General features: G+C 45.8%; 16 protein-coding genes, 5 tRNA genes, 1 other RNA gene and 1 pseudogene. 13 read left to right on the top strand and 10 right to left on the bottom strand.

Annotated features, from left to right (window positions below):
- The first annotated feature begins 24 nt into the window (after positions 1 to 24).
- From ACTCCX_RS11585 to ACTCCX_RS11550, 8 genes are all read left to right on the top strand, one after another.
- Positions 25 to 97, top strand: a tRNA-Lys gene (locus ACTCCX_RS11585).
- A 46-nt stretch (positions 98 to 143) separates the two neighbouring features.
- A tRNA-Thr gene (locus tag ACTCCX_RS11580) sits at positions 144 to 216 on the top strand.
- Between the two features lie 10 nt (positions 217 to 226).
- Positions 227 to 298 (top strand) — tRNA-Gly (locus tag ACTCCX_RS11575).
- A 20-nt stretch (positions 299 to 318) separates the two neighbouring features.
- Positions 319 to 392: transfer RNA gene (locus tag ACTCCX_RS11570), tRNA-Arg, on the top strand.
- 18 nt (positions 393 to 410) lie between these two features.
- A tRNA-Pro gene (locus ACTCCX_RS11565) sits at positions 411 to 484 on the top strand.
- A 340-nt stretch (positions 485 to 824) separates the two neighbouring features.
- Positions 825 to 1,286, top strand: a complete 462-nt coding sequence (locus ACTCCX_RS11560) for a CtsR family transcriptional regulator (RefSeq protein ID WP_463276137.1) — start codon at positions 825 to 827, stop codon at positions 1,284 to 1,286.
- A 25-nt stretch (positions 1,287 to 1,311) separates the two neighbouring features.
- Positions 1,312 to 3,798 (top strand): ATP-dependent Clp protease ATP-binding subunit, encoded by a 2,487-nt coding sequence (locus ACTCCX_RS11555; protein WP_463276136.1) that lies wholly within the window; start codon positions 1,312 to 1,314, stop codon positions 3,796 to 3,798.
- Between the two features lie 97 nt (positions 3,799 to 3,895).
- A complete protein-coding gene (locus ACTCCX_RS11550) occupies positions 3,896 to 4,231 on the top strand; it encodes a hypothetical protein (RefSeq protein WP_463276135.1) in 336 nt (111 codons plus the stop codon).
- A 153-nt stretch (positions 4,232 to 4,384) separates the two neighbouring features.
- Here the strand turns inward: ACTCCX_RS11550 and ACTCCX_RS11545 are convergent, their stop codons facing one another.
- Positions 4,385 to 5,284 carry a helix-turn-helix domain-containing protein gene (locus ACTCCX_RS11545; RefSeq protein ID WP_463276134.1) on the bottom strand — a complete coding sequence of 300 codons (900 nt, stop codon included), beginning with the start codon at positions 5,282 to 5,284 and terminating at the stop codon, positions 4,385 to 4,387.
- A 155-nt stretch (positions 5,285 to 5,439) separates the two neighbouring features.
- On the opposite strand from ACTCCX_RS11545, the gene ACTCCX_RS11540 reads away from it, so the two are divergent.
- The 3 genes from ACTCCX_RS11540 (at position 5,440) to ffs (ending at position 7,301) form a co-directional block, all read left to right on the top strand.
- Entirely contained in the window at positions 5,440 to 6,636 is a 1,197-nt protein-coding gene (locus ACTCCX_RS11540) for an MFS transporter (RefSeq protein ID WP_463276133.1), read from the top strand.
- A 21-nt stretch (positions 6,637 to 6,657) separates the two neighbouring features.
- Positions 6,658 to 7,173: a tRNA adenosine(34) deaminase TadA gene (gene tadA / locus ACTCCX_RS11535; protein ID WP_463276132.1), complete on the top strand. Its 516-nt coding sequence runs from the start codon at positions 6,658 to 6,660 to the stop codon at positions 7,171 to 7,173.
- Between the two features lie 41 nt (positions 7,174 to 7,214).
- An RNA gene (gene ffs / locus ACTCCX_RS11530) (signal recognition particle sRNA small type) lies at positions 7,215 to 7,301 on the top strand.
- A 79-nt stretch (positions 7,302 to 7,380) separates the two neighbouring features.
- Here the strand turns inward: ffs and ACTCCX_RS11525 are convergent.
- The 7 genes from ACTCCX_RS11525 to ACTCCX_RS11495 form a co-directional block, all read right to left on the bottom strand.
- Entirely contained in the window at positions 7,381 to 7,770 is a 390-nt protein-coding gene (locus tag ACTCCX_RS11525; protein ID WP_463276131.1) for a hypothetical protein, read from the bottom strand.
- A 52-nt stretch (positions 7,771 to 7,822) separates the two neighbouring features.
- On the bottom strand, positions 7,823 to 8,167 hold the full coding sequence (locus tag ACTCCX_RS11520; protein WP_463276130.1) for a hypothetical protein: 345 nt from the start codon (positions 8,165 to 8,167) through the stop codon (positions 7,823 to 7,825).
- 106 nt (positions 8,168 to 8,273) lie between these two features.
- Entirely contained in the window at positions 8,274 to 8,696 is a 423-nt protein-coding gene (locus ACTCCX_RS11515) for a hypothetical protein (RefSeq protein ID WP_463276129.1), read from the bottom strand.
- Positions 8,665 to 10,050 (bottom strand): Y-family DNA polymerase, encoded by a 1,386-nt coding sequence (locus ACTCCX_RS11510; RefSeq protein ID WP_463276128.1) that lies wholly within the window; start codon positions 10,048 to 10,050, stop codon positions 8,665 to 8,667. The genes ACTCCX_RS11515 and ACTCCX_RS11510 overlap by 32 nt, the downstream gene beginning before the upstream one ends.
- A 401-nt stretch (positions 10,051 to 10,451) precedes the next feature.
- Complete coding sequence (locus tag ACTCCX_RS11505; RefSeq protein ID WP_463276127.1) at positions 10,452 to 10,748, bottom strand: hypothetical protein; 297 nt, start codon at positions 10,746 to 10,748, stop codon at positions 10,452 to 10,454.
- Between the two features lie 725 nt (positions 10,749 to 11,473).
- A complete protein-coding gene (locus ACTCCX_RS11500; RefSeq protein ID WP_463276126.1) occupies positions 11,474 to 11,686 on the bottom strand; it encodes a hypothetical protein in 213 nt (70 codons plus the stop codon).
- A gap of 515 nt (positions 11,687 to 12,201) precedes the next feature.
- Complete coding sequence (locus ACTCCX_RS11495) at positions 12,202 to 12,732, bottom strand: hypothetical protein (protein ID WP_463276125.1); 531 nt, start codon at positions 12,730 to 12,732, stop codon at positions 12,202 to 12,204.
- A gap of 246 nt (positions 12,733 to 12,978) precedes the next feature.
- Here ACTCCX_RS11495 and ACTCCX_RS11490 point away from each other — a divergent pair, with 246 nt between their 5' ends.
- Positions 12,979 to 13,494, top strand: coding sequence for a helix-turn-helix domain-containing protein (locus ACTCCX_RS11490; RefSeq protein WP_463276124.1), 516 nt, complete (start codon positions 12,979 to 12,981; stop codon positions 13,492 to 13,494).
- Here the strand turns inward: ACTCCX_RS11490 and ACTCCX_RS11485 are convergent, their stop codons facing one another.
- Together ACTCCX_RS11485 and ACTCCX_RS11480 are read right to left on the bottom strand one after the other, a co-directional pair.
- On the bottom strand, positions 13,495 to 13,959 hold the full coding sequence (locus ACTCCX_RS11485) for a DUF5626 family protein (RefSeq protein ID WP_463276123.1): 465 nt from the start codon (positions 13,957 to 13,959) through the stop codon (positions 13,495 to 13,497).
- A 198-nt stretch (positions 13,960 to 14,157) separates the two neighbouring features.
- A complete protein-coding gene (locus tag ACTCCX_RS11480; protein WP_463276122.1) occupies positions 14,158 to 14,634 on the bottom strand; it encodes a hypothetical protein in 477 nt (158 codons plus the stop codon).
- A 182-nt stretch (positions 14,635 to 14,816) separates the two neighbouring features.
- On the opposite strand from ACTCCX_RS11480, the pseudogene ACTCCX_RS11475 reads away from it, so the two are divergent.
- Positions 14,817 to 14,900 (top strand): annotated as a pseudogene (locus ACTCCX_RS11475) (IS200/IS605-like element ISCbt2 family transposase); the annotation flags it as partial.

Raw genomic sequence — 14,900 nt, 5'->3', positions numbered from 1 at the left:
TCGATCCCGTCAACCTCCATCCATGAGTTATTAGCTCAGTTGGTAGAGCATCTGACTTTTAATCAGAGGGTCGCAGGTTCGAGCCCTGCATAACTCATTCATCATTCTTGCGATAATGATGGAACAATTGAATATATTGAGACGCCGGCTTAGCTCAGTTGGTAGAGCATCTGATTTGTAATCAGAGGGTCGAGGGTTCAAGTCCTTTAGCCGGCATCCAAAAAACGCGGAAGTAGTTCAGTGGTAGAACATCACCTTGCCAAGGTGGGGGTCGCGGGTTCGAACCCCGTCTTCCGCTTTTTTTTTATTTTAATTTACGCACCCATAGCTCAATTGGATAGAGTACTTGACTACGAATCAAGCGGTTACAGGTTCGACTCCTGTTGGGTGCATTTTTACATGATTATTACCGGGAAGTAGCTCAGCTTGGTAGAGCACTTGGTTTGGGACCAAGGGGTCGCAGGTTCGAATCCTGTCTTCCCGATAAACAAGAATAGACGCAGAAATCATTCCGATGGTTTCTGCGTCTATTTTTTGTTGATATTGGCCTGCTGAATGAGCCGGGTAAGTTTTTCTCATGGATTTATTGCCGTTTTTTTCCTTTCATTATATAATGAGGAACATTCTCAATCATCCTGCTGGAAATGTTGGGGAATAGGTTGCTGCAGCGGTAGCGGAAAGCAGTAAACTGGGTCATCAGCTTTATTGCCCAGTTTACTGCAAACGCCCTCGTACAGCCCGTTCTATTTGACAGTTATGTAGGAATAGCATAATATAAACATATAATAGTCAAAATTAGTCAGGGGAAGGGAGGCGTCCATTCCATGCATGGTCAGAACATGTCAGATATCATCGAAGCATATATCAAAAAGATTCTGAATGCAGAAGAGCAAATTGAGATCAGAAGGAATGAAATGGCAGATCGTTTCCATTGTGTACCTTCACAGATCAACTATGTCATCAATACCCGTTTTACGGAGCAGCAAGGCTACTCGGTCGAAAGTAAACGCGGCGGGGGCGGCTATATACGCATCATGAAGGTCAAAATCCTGGATCAAGCTGAATTGTTGGATAAGCTGATCGCGATAGTCGGCGAAAGCATCACTCAGAAAGATGCGTTTGCGGTAACTCAAAATCTGTACAATCGCGGTATCATCACAAAACGCGAAGGAAACCTGATGTTGTCGGTGTTGGATAAGTCACTTGCCCCATACACAGGCGAACACGAAGAAAGAATACGAGCCTTGCTGTTGAAGAATTTCTTGAACAGCTTGCGTTTTGAATAGATAGCCCGTAGAGGAGGCGTTAAAAATGGATGAATTATTTACAGAAAAAGCCAGCCAAGTGTTGTTGTTGGCAACAGAAGAAGCGCACAAATTCAAGCATCAATCCATCGGAACGGAGCACATGCTTCTCGGACTGGTCAGAGAACAAGAAGGCATTGCCGGAAAAGTGTTGCGTGGATATGACATTGATGAGGAAGGAGTCCGCGAAGAGATTGTTCATCTGACCGGTTTCGGTCAAATGAATACGGAGGACTTCAATGCGCCGTTGCCATTTTCTCCTCGGGCAAAAAAAGTCATTATGTATGCGACAAACGAAGCGCACAAATTGGGGGTTCCCTTGGTCGGAACCGAACACCTTTTGTTGGGCTTGTTGAAAGAAGAAATTCTGGCAGTCAAAATCATCAAAAATCTGCAGATCGATCCGAATCTGCTGCGCAAGTCTCTCTATGAAAAACTAGGCATCAAACAGCCTACAAAACCGGATATGCGTTCAGCCAAAAAGACGGAGAAAGTGGAAGAAGGAACGCCGACCTTGGATTCCTTGGCCCGCAATCTGACCGATTTGGCACGGGAAAACCGGATGGATCCGATCGTCGGACGTGATAAGGAAGTCCGACGCATCATGCAGATCGTTTCCCGCAGAACGAAGAACAATCCTGTTTTGGTAGGGGAACCCGGTGTCGGTAAGACCGCCATCGTGGAAGGCTTGGCACAGAAAATCGTAGCCGGAGATGTTCCGGATACCTTGGCGAACAAACGTATCATGATGTTGGATATGGGTTCGTTGGTGGCCGGTACAAAATACCGTGGTGAATTCGAGGAAAGAATGAAGAAAATCATCGACGAAATCTACAATGACGGCAATGTCATTCTCTTCATCGATGAATTGCATACCTTGATTGGTGCAGGCGGAGCGGAAGGCGCAATCGATGCCTCCAATATCCTGAAACCGGCATTGGCAAGGGGCGAGTTGCAGACGATCGGTGCCACGACCCTTGATGAGTATCAAAAATATATCGAGAAAGATGCGGCGTTGGAAAGACGTTTCGCGCCTATCCATATCGATGAGCCAACACCTGAGGAATCGGTTGAAATCATGCGCGGCTTGCGTTCCCGTTATGAGGAGCACCATGGTGTGGAAATCACCGATGAGGCGCTGAAAGCAGCTGTCCAGCTGTCCGTTCGCTACATCACTTCCAGAAGATTACCGGATAAAGCTATCGATCTGATCGACGAGTCCGCTGCGAAAGTCCGCTTGGATGTCACGCACGGGGATACGCCGATCGGGAAGATCGAGATGGAAATCGCGAAGCTAGCGCAAGACAAAGAAGAAGCGATCCTGAACCAGGACTTTGACAAAGCTGCCCGCATCCGCAAACGCGAAATGACGAAAAAGCAGAAATTCCAAAAAATGGTCGAGCAGCAGGCTCAAACGATCACGCACTACGATCTGAAAGTGACCGAAAACGATGTGGCTGAAGTAGTGGCTTTGTGGACCGGAATTCCGGTCAACCAGATGGAGCAAAAGGAAAGCGACCGTTTGATGAAGTTGGAAAAGGTGCTGCATGAACGTGTCATCGGCCAGTCCGAAGCAGTCAGTGCGGTGGCCCGCGCCATCAGACGCGCACGTTCCGGCCTGAAGGATCCGAATCGTCCAATCGGCTCATTCCTATTCCTGGGTCCTACCGGGGTCGGAAAAACTGAGTTGGCGAAAACATTGGCTGAAGCGATGTTCGGGACAGAGGATGCCTTGGTCCGTTTGGATATGTCCGAATACATGGAAAAATACAGCACGAGCCGTCTGATCGGTTCCCCTCCCGGCTATGTCGGTTATGATGAAGGCGGGCAGTTGACGGAGAAAATCAGACAAAAACCATACTCGGTCATTCTTCTCGATGAGGTGGAAAAAGCCCATCCGGACGTCTTCAATATCCTGCTGCAAGTTTTGGATGACGGCCACTTGACCGACTCCAAAGGACGCAAAGTCGATTTCCGCAATACGATCATGATCATGACCTCCAACTTGGGAGCGACCGCCTTGCGCGATGAGAAATCGGTCGGATTTGCGGCCAAGAATATCAAACATGATTACAAGGCCATGGAAAAACGCATCCGCGAAGAGCTGAAAAACAGCTTCCGTCCGGAGTTCCTGAACCGTATCGACGAAACGATCGTCTTCCACTCATTGGAGAAGGACGAATTGCATGAAATCGTTAAATTGATGGCGAACAGCATCGTAAAACGCTTGAAGGATCTTGATATCCATGTGCGCATCACGCCTGCAGCCATCGATGTCATCGCCAAAGCCGGTTTCGATCCCGAATATGGCGCACGTCCGATCAGACGCGCGATCCAAAAAGAAATCGAAGACAAGTTGAGTGAAGAAATGCTGAGCGGCTTGATCAAATTCGGCGACACGGTCACGATCGGTGCCCAAAAAGGTGCTATCCGGATCGCGGTGAAATCCGCCAAGGCAGAGAACAAAGATAAAAAAGTGCCTGTAAATTCTTAAGAGCGGCATGTCCTCATTTGGCAGACAGTCTTATTGTTCGGCTATCGCTACCGTTTGTGCTAATATATAGTTACAGAAGTTAGAGGAGGGAACATTGATGAAGAATTCCAGAAAGGCATTGTTGGTCGGTTTGGGTGCTACAGCAGCGATTGCGGCGATTGCAGCAGCCTTGGCATACGAGGAAGAGGCAGTGGACAAAATCGGCTCCTACTTGAACCGTCAGCGCATGAAGAATTTTGTGAAGGACCATCTGAAAGGCAGTCAAAAGCTTTTGCGGGCAATCGAGGACTTGACTGATGAAGAGATTGACGGCTTCCTGCGTGTCGTGGACAGAACAGGTGACTGGAAAGAATCAGCATTGGATCTGTTCTCAGATTTGAGGGAAAAAGCCAGCGATGTCAAAGACAGCGTAGGCGACAGATTGCATAGATAAACATGTGGAACAAGGATTGGCTCATTATCAGATGAGACAATCCTTGTTTTTTTGTGTGCGGGTTGCAGAATGTCGGATAACCCGGAAAAATCGGACAACCGAGGCATATTTCATATGCGGAAATGGACGGCTCCAATTGGGGCCGTCCATTTGTTAGTTGCTATGAGAGCCTGTTCCTGCAGCGATGGCGAGATAAGCCAGCGCTAGGTTATCCATGTTCTTCAAGGCAAGGCCGGTCGCATCGAAAAAGCGGTCGATCCGGTACTGGAGCGTATTGCGGTGCAGATAAAGATCGGCTGCCGCTTTCGAGAGGTTGCCTTGGTTCCGCCACATCGCCGTGATCAGCTCATGCGTGCCGTCGACGGAATCGATCATGGTCTGCAAAGCCTGCAGCACCAAATTTTGGTTTGCGGATTCCGAGAGGAAGTAAGGGAGCGCGATGGCCGCAAGGGTCGCGATTTTGCTGCCTTTCGCAAGCGTGCGGCTGGCCGCGAATATTTTCCGCTCTTCTTCGAAAAGATGCGGTAAGCTGGAATCGACAGGCCAGCGCTGGCCCAGATACAGAGCGGTGCGCAGGCTGAAGTCATCATCCAGAATATCGAGCACCGCCGCCAGTTCCTCATCGATGCAGTAGGGTTCCGGGCTGTCGAGGATGAAGACGCCGTTTTTGTTATCCAGAAAGAAGCACTCGCGGACGAGCGGCAATGTCTGGCTGAAGGCATCGAGCCACAGTGCCTGATTGAAAAAGCCGGCGTCCTCTTCCCGATAGGAGAGGTTGAACTGGAGCAGTTGGGTCTGCGCCAATCCGGATGGTGCATCCGCCGTATGGCCCAACAAAAACTGGGCCCAAGGATTTTTCGGGATTTCGGGAGCCGCAGTCGCCCCGTTCAGGAGCAGCTGTTTCAGGAGGACTTTTTCGCGGCCGCTCAAGGTATTTTCCGGTATATGCACCCAACGGTTTTGGAACGGCAGGGTGAAATAAGCCGGCCCGAGACTGGGCACAGCCGTGATTTTGGCTTCAGGGAACAGCTGCAGGAGTTCGTTTTGGTTCACACGGTCACCTCATTTTGCGGGATAGCCTACGATTGGAAGGCTTTTCATCCATTTTAGCATTATTACCATTAATTATCACTAATTTGCGAAAATAATATGAAATATGCTATGATTAGCGAATGGAATGATATGGATTGGGAGGGAAATAAACAGATATGTTCAGTTTGCTTTTGGCGATTATTTATTTTGCGTTTATCAGTTTGGGCCTGCCGGATGCGTTGCTGGGTTCCGCTTGGCCGACGATGTATGGCGAATTTGGTGTTCCGGTTTCTTATGCAGGGGGCATTTCGATGATCATCGCGGCTGGCACCATCATTTCCAGTCTGCAGAGTGACCGGCTTACGCGCAGATTCGGAACCGGAAAAGTGACCGCCATCAGTGTCACTTTGACAGCGACGGCTTTATTTGGTTTTTCGGCGAGTCATTCCTTCTGGCTGCTTTGCTTATGGGCTGTTCCGTACGGGTTGGGGGCAGGCGGAGTGGATGCCTCCTTGAATAATTACGTTGCGCTGCATTATTCCAGCCGGCATATGAGCTGGCTTCACTGCATGTGGGGCGTCGGGGCTTCGCTTGGACCATACGTACTGGCCTATGCTTTGAGCGGAGGGAACCGCTGGAATATGGGCTATAACTATATCGCGTTTATTCAAGTCGCTTTGACGGCTATTCTCCTGTTCAGTCTGCCGCTTTGGAAGAACAATGCTGCAAGCAAAGAGGGCACGGAGCAGCCAACGCATGGGAAGGCTCTTTCTTTGCGGCAGATTTTCAGGATTCCTGGAGCGAAGGAAATCCTGATCACGTTCTTTTGCTATTCCGCTTTGGAGCAGACGACGGCACTTTGGGCAAGCAGCTACCTTGTCCTGCACAGGGGCTTATCGACCGAAACGGCTGCCGGATTCGCAAGCTTATTCTTCATCGGAATCACGGTTGGACGCGCAATCAGTGGCTTCTTGACCATGCGGTTCACGGATTCGCAGATGATTCGGTTAGGGCAAGGCTTGATACTTGCGGGCGTGCTGGCTTTGTTGTTGCCGTTTGGCGAAACGACGGCACTATTGGGTCTTGTGCTGGTTGGACTAGGCTGTGCGCCCATCTATCCGTGCATTATTCATTCCACACCTGAGCTGTTTGGTGCAGACCGATCACAAGCGATCATCGGCGTGCAGATGGCAGCGGCTTATGTCGGGACTTTGATGATGCCGCCCTTGTTTGGTTTGATCGCTAACTATATCAGTGTTACGTTGTTCCCGATTTTTCTGGGAATTATGCTGATCATCATGATCGGGATGCACGAGGCTTTGCTGAAGAAGAAACAGGCAAGTGATGTTTTGCTTAGCGTGATCGAGGAGTAAAAAGGGACGAGGTAGTTGAACATGGATGAGTTGAAGGAAGAGTACATGCGGGAAGCCATTAAGGAGGCGGAAAAAGCTGCGGCAATCGGGGAAGTGCCGATCGGAGCAGTGATCGTCTGGAGGGGCGAAATCATCGGGCGCGGTCATAATGAACGCGAAGCGACGAATGATGCGACGATGCATGCGGAAATGACGGCAATCCGGCAGGCCAATGCCTTCAAGCAGAACTGGCGGCTCGAGGAAGCGGAACTCTATGTGACGCTGGAGCCTTGTCCGATGTGCTGTGGGGCGATCCTGCTGTCGCGGATCAAGAAAGTCTACTACGGCGCCTCCGATCTGAAAGGCGGAACGGCCGGTACGCTGATGAATCTGCTCCAGGATGAACGTTTCAACCATCAGAGCGAGGTCGAACGAGGTGTGCTGGAGGAAGAATGCCGGACAATGCTGCAGGATTTTTTCCGGGCGCTGCGCAAAGAACGCAAGGAAAACAGTCGCAAGCATCTCCGCGAACATATGCAGGAAGAAAACAAAGGCTAGCTTTTTCTTTTTGGCTATGGTATGATAAGAAATGCCGAAAGGCCTTATGGCAATGGCGATCTTATGAATTGAGTCAGATCCGGAAGGAAGCAGCTATAAGTAGGTATCGCCATGTGCTGTAAGTTAATATGACTTATGCAAAGAAGCAGGAAAAACCGTTTTGACGGTCTCCTGCTTCTTTTTTTGTTGCGTTTTTGTGTTCTTGCGCTAAATCGGATGCGGCTGTTCCGCGGCGTCAACGATGATCAAAACATTCCCTTCCTCCAATTCGGAGAAGTAACCCTGCATCTTGCGTTCCTGTTCTTCTTCCTGTTCCGGCGACAACTGCGGATAAGGGTGCTGAGGGGAGGGCTCATAAAGGGCCTCCTCATCAAAAGTAGGATATAGCGGAGCGAGTTCCTTCCAGTCGAAGTTTTCATCGTGTCCTGTTTCGGCGATGACGTCAAGGCCGGTTTCTTTTGCCAGCCGCGCTTTTTTGGCAGTCGCGTTGGTGACCAGTAGGAGATCAGTTTCCTTGTGCCCTTTTTCGAGCAGTCCTTTGATTGCTTCTTCCACAGCTTCGACGGTTGCGTACGAACCTGCCACAAATTTTGCCATGCAGTCTCAGTCCTTTCTTGTTTCGCAGAGGTGCTTGCCGTTCCGGAAAGCTTTAAGCAGCCGGTTCTTCCGTAATGATGACGATGCTGCCATTTTCGATGGCAGCGCGGTGGTCGGCAAGAAAGTCCATGCCGTCGGGGAAAGTACCGGTTTTTTCCTGGAAATATTCGTATTGCTTCAGGTTGAACAGGTCATTGACCTTTTCCAGCAGCGAATGGCTCGAGATAATCGCACCGTCCGCACCGCGGAGGTCCCAATTCTCCAAAACGGCTTCCTGATAGGCGTTGTTCGTCACCAAAGTGATCTGTTCTTTCGTATAGCCCTTTTTATGCAGTTCCTCCACTGCCCGTTTGCACTCCTCGATGGAATGGACGCTGGTTTGGATGATATGCGTCATGATTGCTGTCCCCTTTCCAAGAGAAAAGAAAGCGTTCTCTTTTCTTGAGTATAAGCCTTCAGCCAAAAAAAGACAACAATCGTCCTGTGAGCAAGGTTCTGTATAATCAGTTCTGATTTTGTCTGAATACCGCCACTCGGGACCATTTTTCTTCTTGCAAAATATGCACATTGCGGATGAGTTCGATCGGAACCCATGCTTCGCCGATCAGGATCTCATCCTCGCCGCAATAACCTTTAAAAAAGCCTTCAATGGATTCGGTTTGGCGTCCGAAGCTGTCCTTTTGGTTCAATTGGATCGATAGCCGGCGATTTTTTTTCAAGGCTTCCACCAAGGTGTCATCGATTTCGGCAGGGCTCATCTGCGGGAGGATCGGGATGTCCTTCATGGCTTCCGCTTTTCCTGCAGAGATGGACTTCACCAGTTCATCCATCGCGTAGGCCGTTACCCATTTGATCATGCCGCGGTCATGGTAGTCGTTGTAGTCCTCAAATACCTTATCCGTCCGTTTTCTTGGTTCGTTCAGCATTTTCCTCACCTTCCTCCAATCCGGCCATGCCGCCCGCGTGTCCGCCCACCAACGAGCTGCGCGCGATTGCGCGGCCGCCTTCCAACAGGCTGACCGCCCGCACGAGTGAGCGGAATCCGTATTTTTTGCGGATCGAATCGACAATCAGATCCTTCTTTTGCTCGTTTACTTGCTCGTCAGGCTCCTGAAACAGGTCCAGCTGCAGAAAATCCGTGTAGATCAGATTTCCGGCACCTACGCCGACGTTCCGGATCGACTGGCCTTTGTAATGCTGGTCAAAAATCATCAGGATATGGGCCACGAGTTCACTGGACGCGTTGGTGGGCGGGATTTTTAGCTGCTGATGGAAGCCGGTCCGGCCCAGCTGATCGATGTAGTTGATGCTGTAGCCGATGCTCAGACTCACCAACTGGGTCTTGGCTCCGGATTTCCGCAGGCGCGTCGCCACCTGGTCGGCCATTTCGATCAAGACGATTTCGATTTCCGATCGGATCACGTAATCCTTGTTGAGCACCTGGGAATTACCGATGGATTTCGAGCTGACTTTGACTTTTTCGCCCAGAAAGCTGCGGTCGATGCCCCAACTGTGGGCGTACAGCTGCGCGCCCATGACGCCGAGCTGGCTCTTCAAGTCATAGTAATTGGTGTGCGCCAAGTCGTAGATCGAAAAGATTCCCAACCGATTGAGCCGCAGCTTGGTACGTTTGCCGATGCCCCAAAAATCGGTCATGTCCGGGATTTTCCAGACGGTTTCGGGAATATCCGGATAACGCCATTCCGCGATCATGTCCGGCTGATGCTTGGCGGCATTATCGAGCGCCAGTTTAGCCAAGAGCGGGTTATCGCCGATGCCGATCGTTGTGTAGATGCCGGTCGTCTGCAATACGTCGGCCTGGATGAGTTTGGCCATTTCGTAAGCCGAGCTTTTGCCGAAAAGTTTCTGGGCGCCGGTGATGTCGACGAAACTTTCGTCAACCGAATAGACATGGTGGTTGGCTTCATCCGCATACTTCTTGTAGATGTTGTTGATTTCGGTATTTTTCTGCATATACAACCGCATCTGCGGCGCTGCAATCACCAGTCCCGGCGGATAAGGGAAGGGCAAGTCTCTGGCCCGGCTGATGTTCGAGATTCCGTAAGCCTTTTTGGCGGCTGGGGAGGAAGCCAAGATCAATCCGCTGCCGCGCTCTTTCGGATCAGCTGAGGGATAGCTCATGACAACCAATTTTGTTTCGAGCGGATGCAACCCGCGCCGCACGCATTCCACGCTCGCATAGAAGGATTTGCAGTCGATGCAGAGGATGTCGCGACTGGGCTCCTTCGCGTAATCAAAAACCAATTCCGTTTCATACATAAAAATCGTCTCCAATCTCTATGTCCCTATTATACGAACGTGTGTTTGCTTTTGTAAAGCGAACAGAGAAAGATATTTGGGAAAAATGACAAAAAGGGTCTTCCAAATATAAATGGAAGACCCTTTTGTTCGCGTTAAGTATCTAATTAATATTCTGCACAATCCAACTCACGCATATAAGCGCAAAAACACTTGCACCACAAACCACACTGATTCGATTATGTTGTTTGAAGGCCCCCAATACTATAGCCGCGCTACTGAATATCAGAAATAGATGGACCCTGTTTGAGAAAGGCAATGGTTGGCGAGGTATTATAACGAAATACAGAAGGAAGACAAGGAATACTGCCGTATATATAAACAAGTAAATTTTTTTCATGGTCTCTCCTTTATCCACTGAATCAGAGCGTTTGAACATAAAGCATAAACAAGTTCAACACATACGAAACATAAGCAAGACTGAACAGCGACATAAAAACAGTATCAATTATCTTTGCTGAAAGTGTCTTGCTGGAGTCCAGCCTGTGATCATCAAGATTACTATTTAGAACGAGAGCGGGGATGAGCAGGTACAGGATACTATCAAAGTTAAATTCTTTGGGCAGGAAGGAAAAATCATCTGAAAAAAAACTGAGGATGATAGAACTAAGAAAAAGAATGATAAAGAAAACCTTTAATGAGAAATTTGTATTTTTCATTTGTACCCTCCGTCAGTCTTGTAAGCATTATGAGGAAATCGTCTAAAATATTCCGATAATTAAATAAAGCGCAAGAAGCAGGATTACTGCATAATCGAGCATTTTTTGTAAATAATTTCCTGAGTTGTTTTTGAATGTCCGTATCACAAAGAATAAAATTATTGTAGCAATCCAAATGTATCCACCTCTGGATGTATAAGAAGGATATGATTGAGATGAAAGAAAATACTGCACGAAGCCTAACGTCATGAAGAGAATAAACATCAGCTTTGAGAAATTTACGAATTTAATTTGCATGAATGGATCACCTTTCTGTCTAAAATCAGACTTCGTATTTTTGCAAACCATCGTCTCTGAGCGTTAGAAATATTCTTTATTTTGCTATTGAGAATGCCTGTCATAGTTATCCTTACTTTACTTTTCTTTTTCAGATGAGGTTGCTATAGAAACGACTTTAAGGAAAACGATCAGCAGGAAACCACCCAAGAAGAAGGCTGTATAAAACTTACTTTCGCCGTACTCAAAAATGAGTCGGGAAGAAAGTAAAGCAGCTACAATGCAGTAAATGAATACGAAAAGAAGGTACTTATTCTTTTTGAGATAGTCTATGAGACCACGACTCGTTTGTTTCCGGGGGAATTGCATAATCTGACATCCTCTCAAAAAAATATAAATAAGGCGTTACATTTCAAAAATACCAAGTGGCAATTGAGTTGATTGCTGATTTACTTATCGCTATCGAATGAATGCAACAATGTCACAAGGCCTCCGCTTATTCCCCAAACTGCGATCAAAGAAAAAATACACTTCATGATGTAAATGGACAGATAGAAACTCTCAGAATAGTTCTCCTCGCCCATTGTTTGAATCATTAGGATCGGCAACAAACCAATCACAATACTTTTTACTGTGGTAATGATAAAAATTGCAATTCTCATTGTATTGTCCTCCTATTAGTAAATAAGCAATGTAGCCTTATATACTCTTTTATCACAGAAAGTGTACGCTGAGTAAAGCAAGCGTTGCTTTACACGTTGGGAAATCAATGTTTTAACAGTATTTCTTGGCTGCCGCTCGACTCCATCGTCGTGAACGAGAAAAAGAATATTGCTAAGCCCACATAGAGGATTAAGCAAATTTGAAATGCGATTGCCAGCAGCGCCAGCACCTTTTTGTTATAGAAAAGCGAAACCCAGGAGTATTCCAAAAAGAACACCTAAGATAAGTATGAATAATTTTAGTTGCTTTTCAATATTGATTAATCTTGCAATCAAAATGAATGTTAAAGAAAAAAATGTATAGGATACATAAACACCTATTGATGGATCAGGAAAAATTCTATTTATTTCAAGCATAAACCGACTTAGAAAAAAATAAAGAGTTGTAAAGATCAGTAGAGCTACATTCTTCCCTTTTATATATTTTGAAAAGTTGATCATAAGCCTGCCTCCTCTTATTGCATGTACGCACTTGAAATTCCATAGTTTCTAATGGAAACGACATATCCGTTTTGAGTGTTTGAACTGACTAAATCAGCAACAAGTGCTACTGCAGCGTAAGCAAGTCCCCATCCGATGCCAGGAACCATGACCCCGATAAGGGTTGCTGCTGCACCAATTGACCAATAGTAATTTCTTATGAAAGAGGCACTTAAATAGATATCCCAGGAACCACTCCCTCTAGAGACGATTTTGGTTACGCCTTCTCTAAATAAAGATATTCCGCCTTGTGACCCTTCTTCAGGAATTTCGACACCTTGAAATGCTAGTAGTTTTACAAGTTGGCTATCAGTAATTATAACTTCATCATCAGTGAGATAAACTCCCAACTCTATTGCGTACTCCAGCAAATCATCTTTATTAATTTCTGCAGGATTCAGTTCAATTGTATCAGATTTAGCAGCAGAAGCGATAAAAGCTGGAGAAACACTACTAAATAATAATACGCCACACAACACAAGAACGATATTTTTTTTCAATTTCACAACGATACCTCTTTTCTAATTTTTTTGTATCTCAGTTAGCTGTTCGTGACCTCCTATTTTATTTATGTCCTTTACTTTAGGCTAAGTGGGAGGAGTTTAAAAGCAACCAGCGGCTTACATCTTCGCACTTTTCAGGCGCACGTACCAACAGCAACTGCTGGTTGCTAACTTGTGCCTAAGCGATTTCTGGTAAAAAGAGGCAATATACCTTATCATGAAGGAAAAGGGTTTAAAGGAGCGTATGGAATGTTACTAGGTGAAAAATTGAAGGAAACACGTCAGAGCAAGGGACTTTCCCAGAGCACAGTAGCTGAACATCTAAGTATTAGCCGCCAGTCCATATCCAAATGGGAAAATAATAGCAGCTATCCCGATTTAGATAACTTAGTTCGTTTGAGTAAATACTATGAAATTTCCATTGACGATCTCTTGAATGAGAATCAAGAATTAAAAGAAAAGATAGCAGAGAATGAGCTCCACATTAAAGAATCTCAAAAAAAACTCGACCACATTCGATCTAGTAGTGAACGTGACGAAGGTTTTGCATTGTTACTCATTTCACTAATTGGATGCCTTGTTGCTCCCTTGGGGCTAGTCATTGCTCCGCTGGTCCTAAAAAAAAATAAAGCAACCAACACCTTTTATCGAGGAGTGGTTGCTGCTTCAGTAGTTTGCTTTTTAGTTAGTCTTTGGGGAGGTTATGCTCTCCTCAGCACCATTTTTCATTGGGGAGCACCTCCCACAGTAGAATATATGGGTTAGTTAATAGGTAATGTTTAAGGAACCACTCCTGATTGTGGCTTGCAAATAATGATTGTAATTCAATATGCCCATTTTCCAACCCAGGTAATAAGTAGCTTGCTTGTTGCTGTCTAATCTCAGGTAGGTAGACGAGAAAGATCCGGTTATTGCAGTAGCGCTAGGAGAATAAGTTCGTGTGATAGTTTCGTTAGTCACGCTAATATAGTAGCTGGCTTCCCATAAGCCAGTTTTTTTTCCCGAAATTCTATAACTTCCGTTGTTCAGTGAAAATAGGGAAATACCAGGGATCTCTTCTACCACTATGTGCATAGTGCGGCCTTCGGAATCCGAAGTTATAAACTCTTGAGTTCCACCTTTTTTTAAATCGTAATACACTGTGTCATCTGCTGAGCTTGCCTGCACCTCTCCGGATTTGAATAAACTGAAAGAAAAAAATAAACATAAAACTAATAAAATCTTTTTCAAAAAAGAAACCTCCCATAATTAAATTATTTATACTATCCCAAAAATTGGCTTATAAAATGACAAGACAAAATTTGTACTCCGTAAACTATACAAAAAAGTGAAAGGTCTGTGATAAAAAAGACTTTTCACTCTTTTTTGCCTTTCAATACTAGGGTTTATTAATAGTTTTTTTTCTTTGAATAATAGCTCATTAGAATACTAGTAAGTTTTATACTCCACACTTCCACCGAAGGAATAGTAATTATTGTCCTTTTCTGTATTTTCTATGTAGCCATCTGCCTGGACAAAAGCAATTAGTCTGCCCATTCCTTCAAATTTCTTTATGGCACTTTCATCAAGAAAACCAAAAGGGATTTCAAAATTTACAGTAACTGCTTCCCCTGACGGAACAGTTATTCTTTGTTCTGTAGGAAGCAGATAAAAAGGATTTGGAGAAACTTCATCCCCTTCATTGTGAATGGAGAGAAAAAAATTTGCATTTACGAAATCCTGGTCTGAAGAATTTTCAATCGTAATTGCGAAAAATGATTGGGAAGAGCTGCTAAGAGTATAATCTGATGCTGAAATAGCGAGGGCGTTCATCGCTTCTTCAGCAGGGGTCGCAACTGTTTCGCTTGCTCCTGCACACCCATACATCAGCAAAAGCCCAAGTATAATAAGTGTAATTTTTTTCATATCATGACACCTCTATTTTTAATTGACACCATAGTTCTTCTGGAAAGTGACCCAAAAATTAAATTAAAAGTAGCCTGGGTAACTGTTACCGAAAGAGCGTCGTAAAGCCCCTTGCTTTAGCTATGGGGATATAAGACGTGCACTTAGTTGTATTATGTGGGAACTCTCTGTATAATCAATATATGGAAAATAAAAAATATAAATCAAATCATAACATCATTTATTCTTGTACCTACCATGTTGTCTGGTGTCCAAAATATCGGCGA

The sequence above is a fragment of the Trichococcus sp. genome, from assembly GCF_055118575.1.
Note: the sequence above shows the minus strand (reverse complement) of the source record. Positions and strands in the feature narration are given on the sequence as shown.

What these genes read in the sequence shown, in the direction of transcription:
- ACTCCX_RS11560 (WP_463276137.1), top strand. Translation starts at nt 825, where the DNA reads ATGCATGGTCAGAACATGTCAGATATCATCGAAGCATATATCAAAAAG.
- ACTCCX_RS11555 (WP_463276136.1), top strand. Translation starts at nt 1,312, where the DNA reads ATGGATGAATTATTTACAGAAAAAGCCAGCCAAGTGTTGTTGTTGGCA.
- ACTCCX_RS11550 (WP_463276135.1), top strand. Translation starts at nt 3,896, where the DNA reads ATGAAGAATTCCAGAAAGGCATTGTTGGTCGGTTTGGGTGCTACAGCA.
- ACTCCX_RS11540 (WP_463276133.1), top strand. Translation starts at nt 5,440, where the DNA reads ATGTTCAGTTTGCTTTTGGCGATTATTTATTTTGCGTTTATCAGTTTG.
- tadA (WP_463276132.1), top strand. Translation starts at nt 6,658, where the DNA reads ATGGATGAGTTGAAGGAAGAGTACATGCGGGAAGCCATTAAGGAGGCG.
- ACTCCX_RS11525 (WP_463276131.1), bottom strand. Translation starts at nt 7,770, where the DNA reads ATGGCAAAATTTGTGGCAGGTTCGTACGCAACCGTCGAAGCTGTGGAA.
- ACTCCX_RS11520 (WP_463276130.1), bottom strand. Translation starts at nt 8,167, where the DNA reads ATGACGCATATCATCCAAACCAGCGTCCATTCCATCGAGGAGTGCAAA.
- ACTCCX_RS11515 (WP_463276129.1), bottom strand. Translation starts at nt 8,696, where the DNA reads ATGCTGAACGAACCAAGAAAACGGACGGATAAGGTATTTGAGGACTAC.
- ACTCCX_RS11510 (WP_463276128.1), bottom strand. Translation starts at nt 10,050, where the DNA reads ATGTATGAAACGGAATTGGTTTTTGATTACGCGAAGGAGCCCAGTCGC.
- ACTCCX_RS11505 (WP_463276127.1), bottom strand. Translation starts at nt 10,748, where the DNA reads ATGAAAAATACAAATTTCTCATTAAAGGTTTTCTTTATCATTCTTTTT.
- ACTCCX_RS11500 (WP_463276126.1), bottom strand. Translation starts at nt 11,686, where the DNA reads ATGAGAATTGCAATTTTTATCATTACCACAGTAAAAAGTATTGTGATT.
- ACTCCX_RS11490 (WP_463276124.1), top strand. Translation starts at nt 12,979, where the DNA reads ATGTTACTAGGTGAAAAATTGAAGGAAACACGTCAGAGCAAGGGACTT.
- ACTCCX_RS11480 (WP_463276122.1), bottom strand. Translation starts at nt 14,634, where the DNA reads ATGAAAAAAATTACACTTATTATACTTGGGCTTTTGCTGATGTATGGG.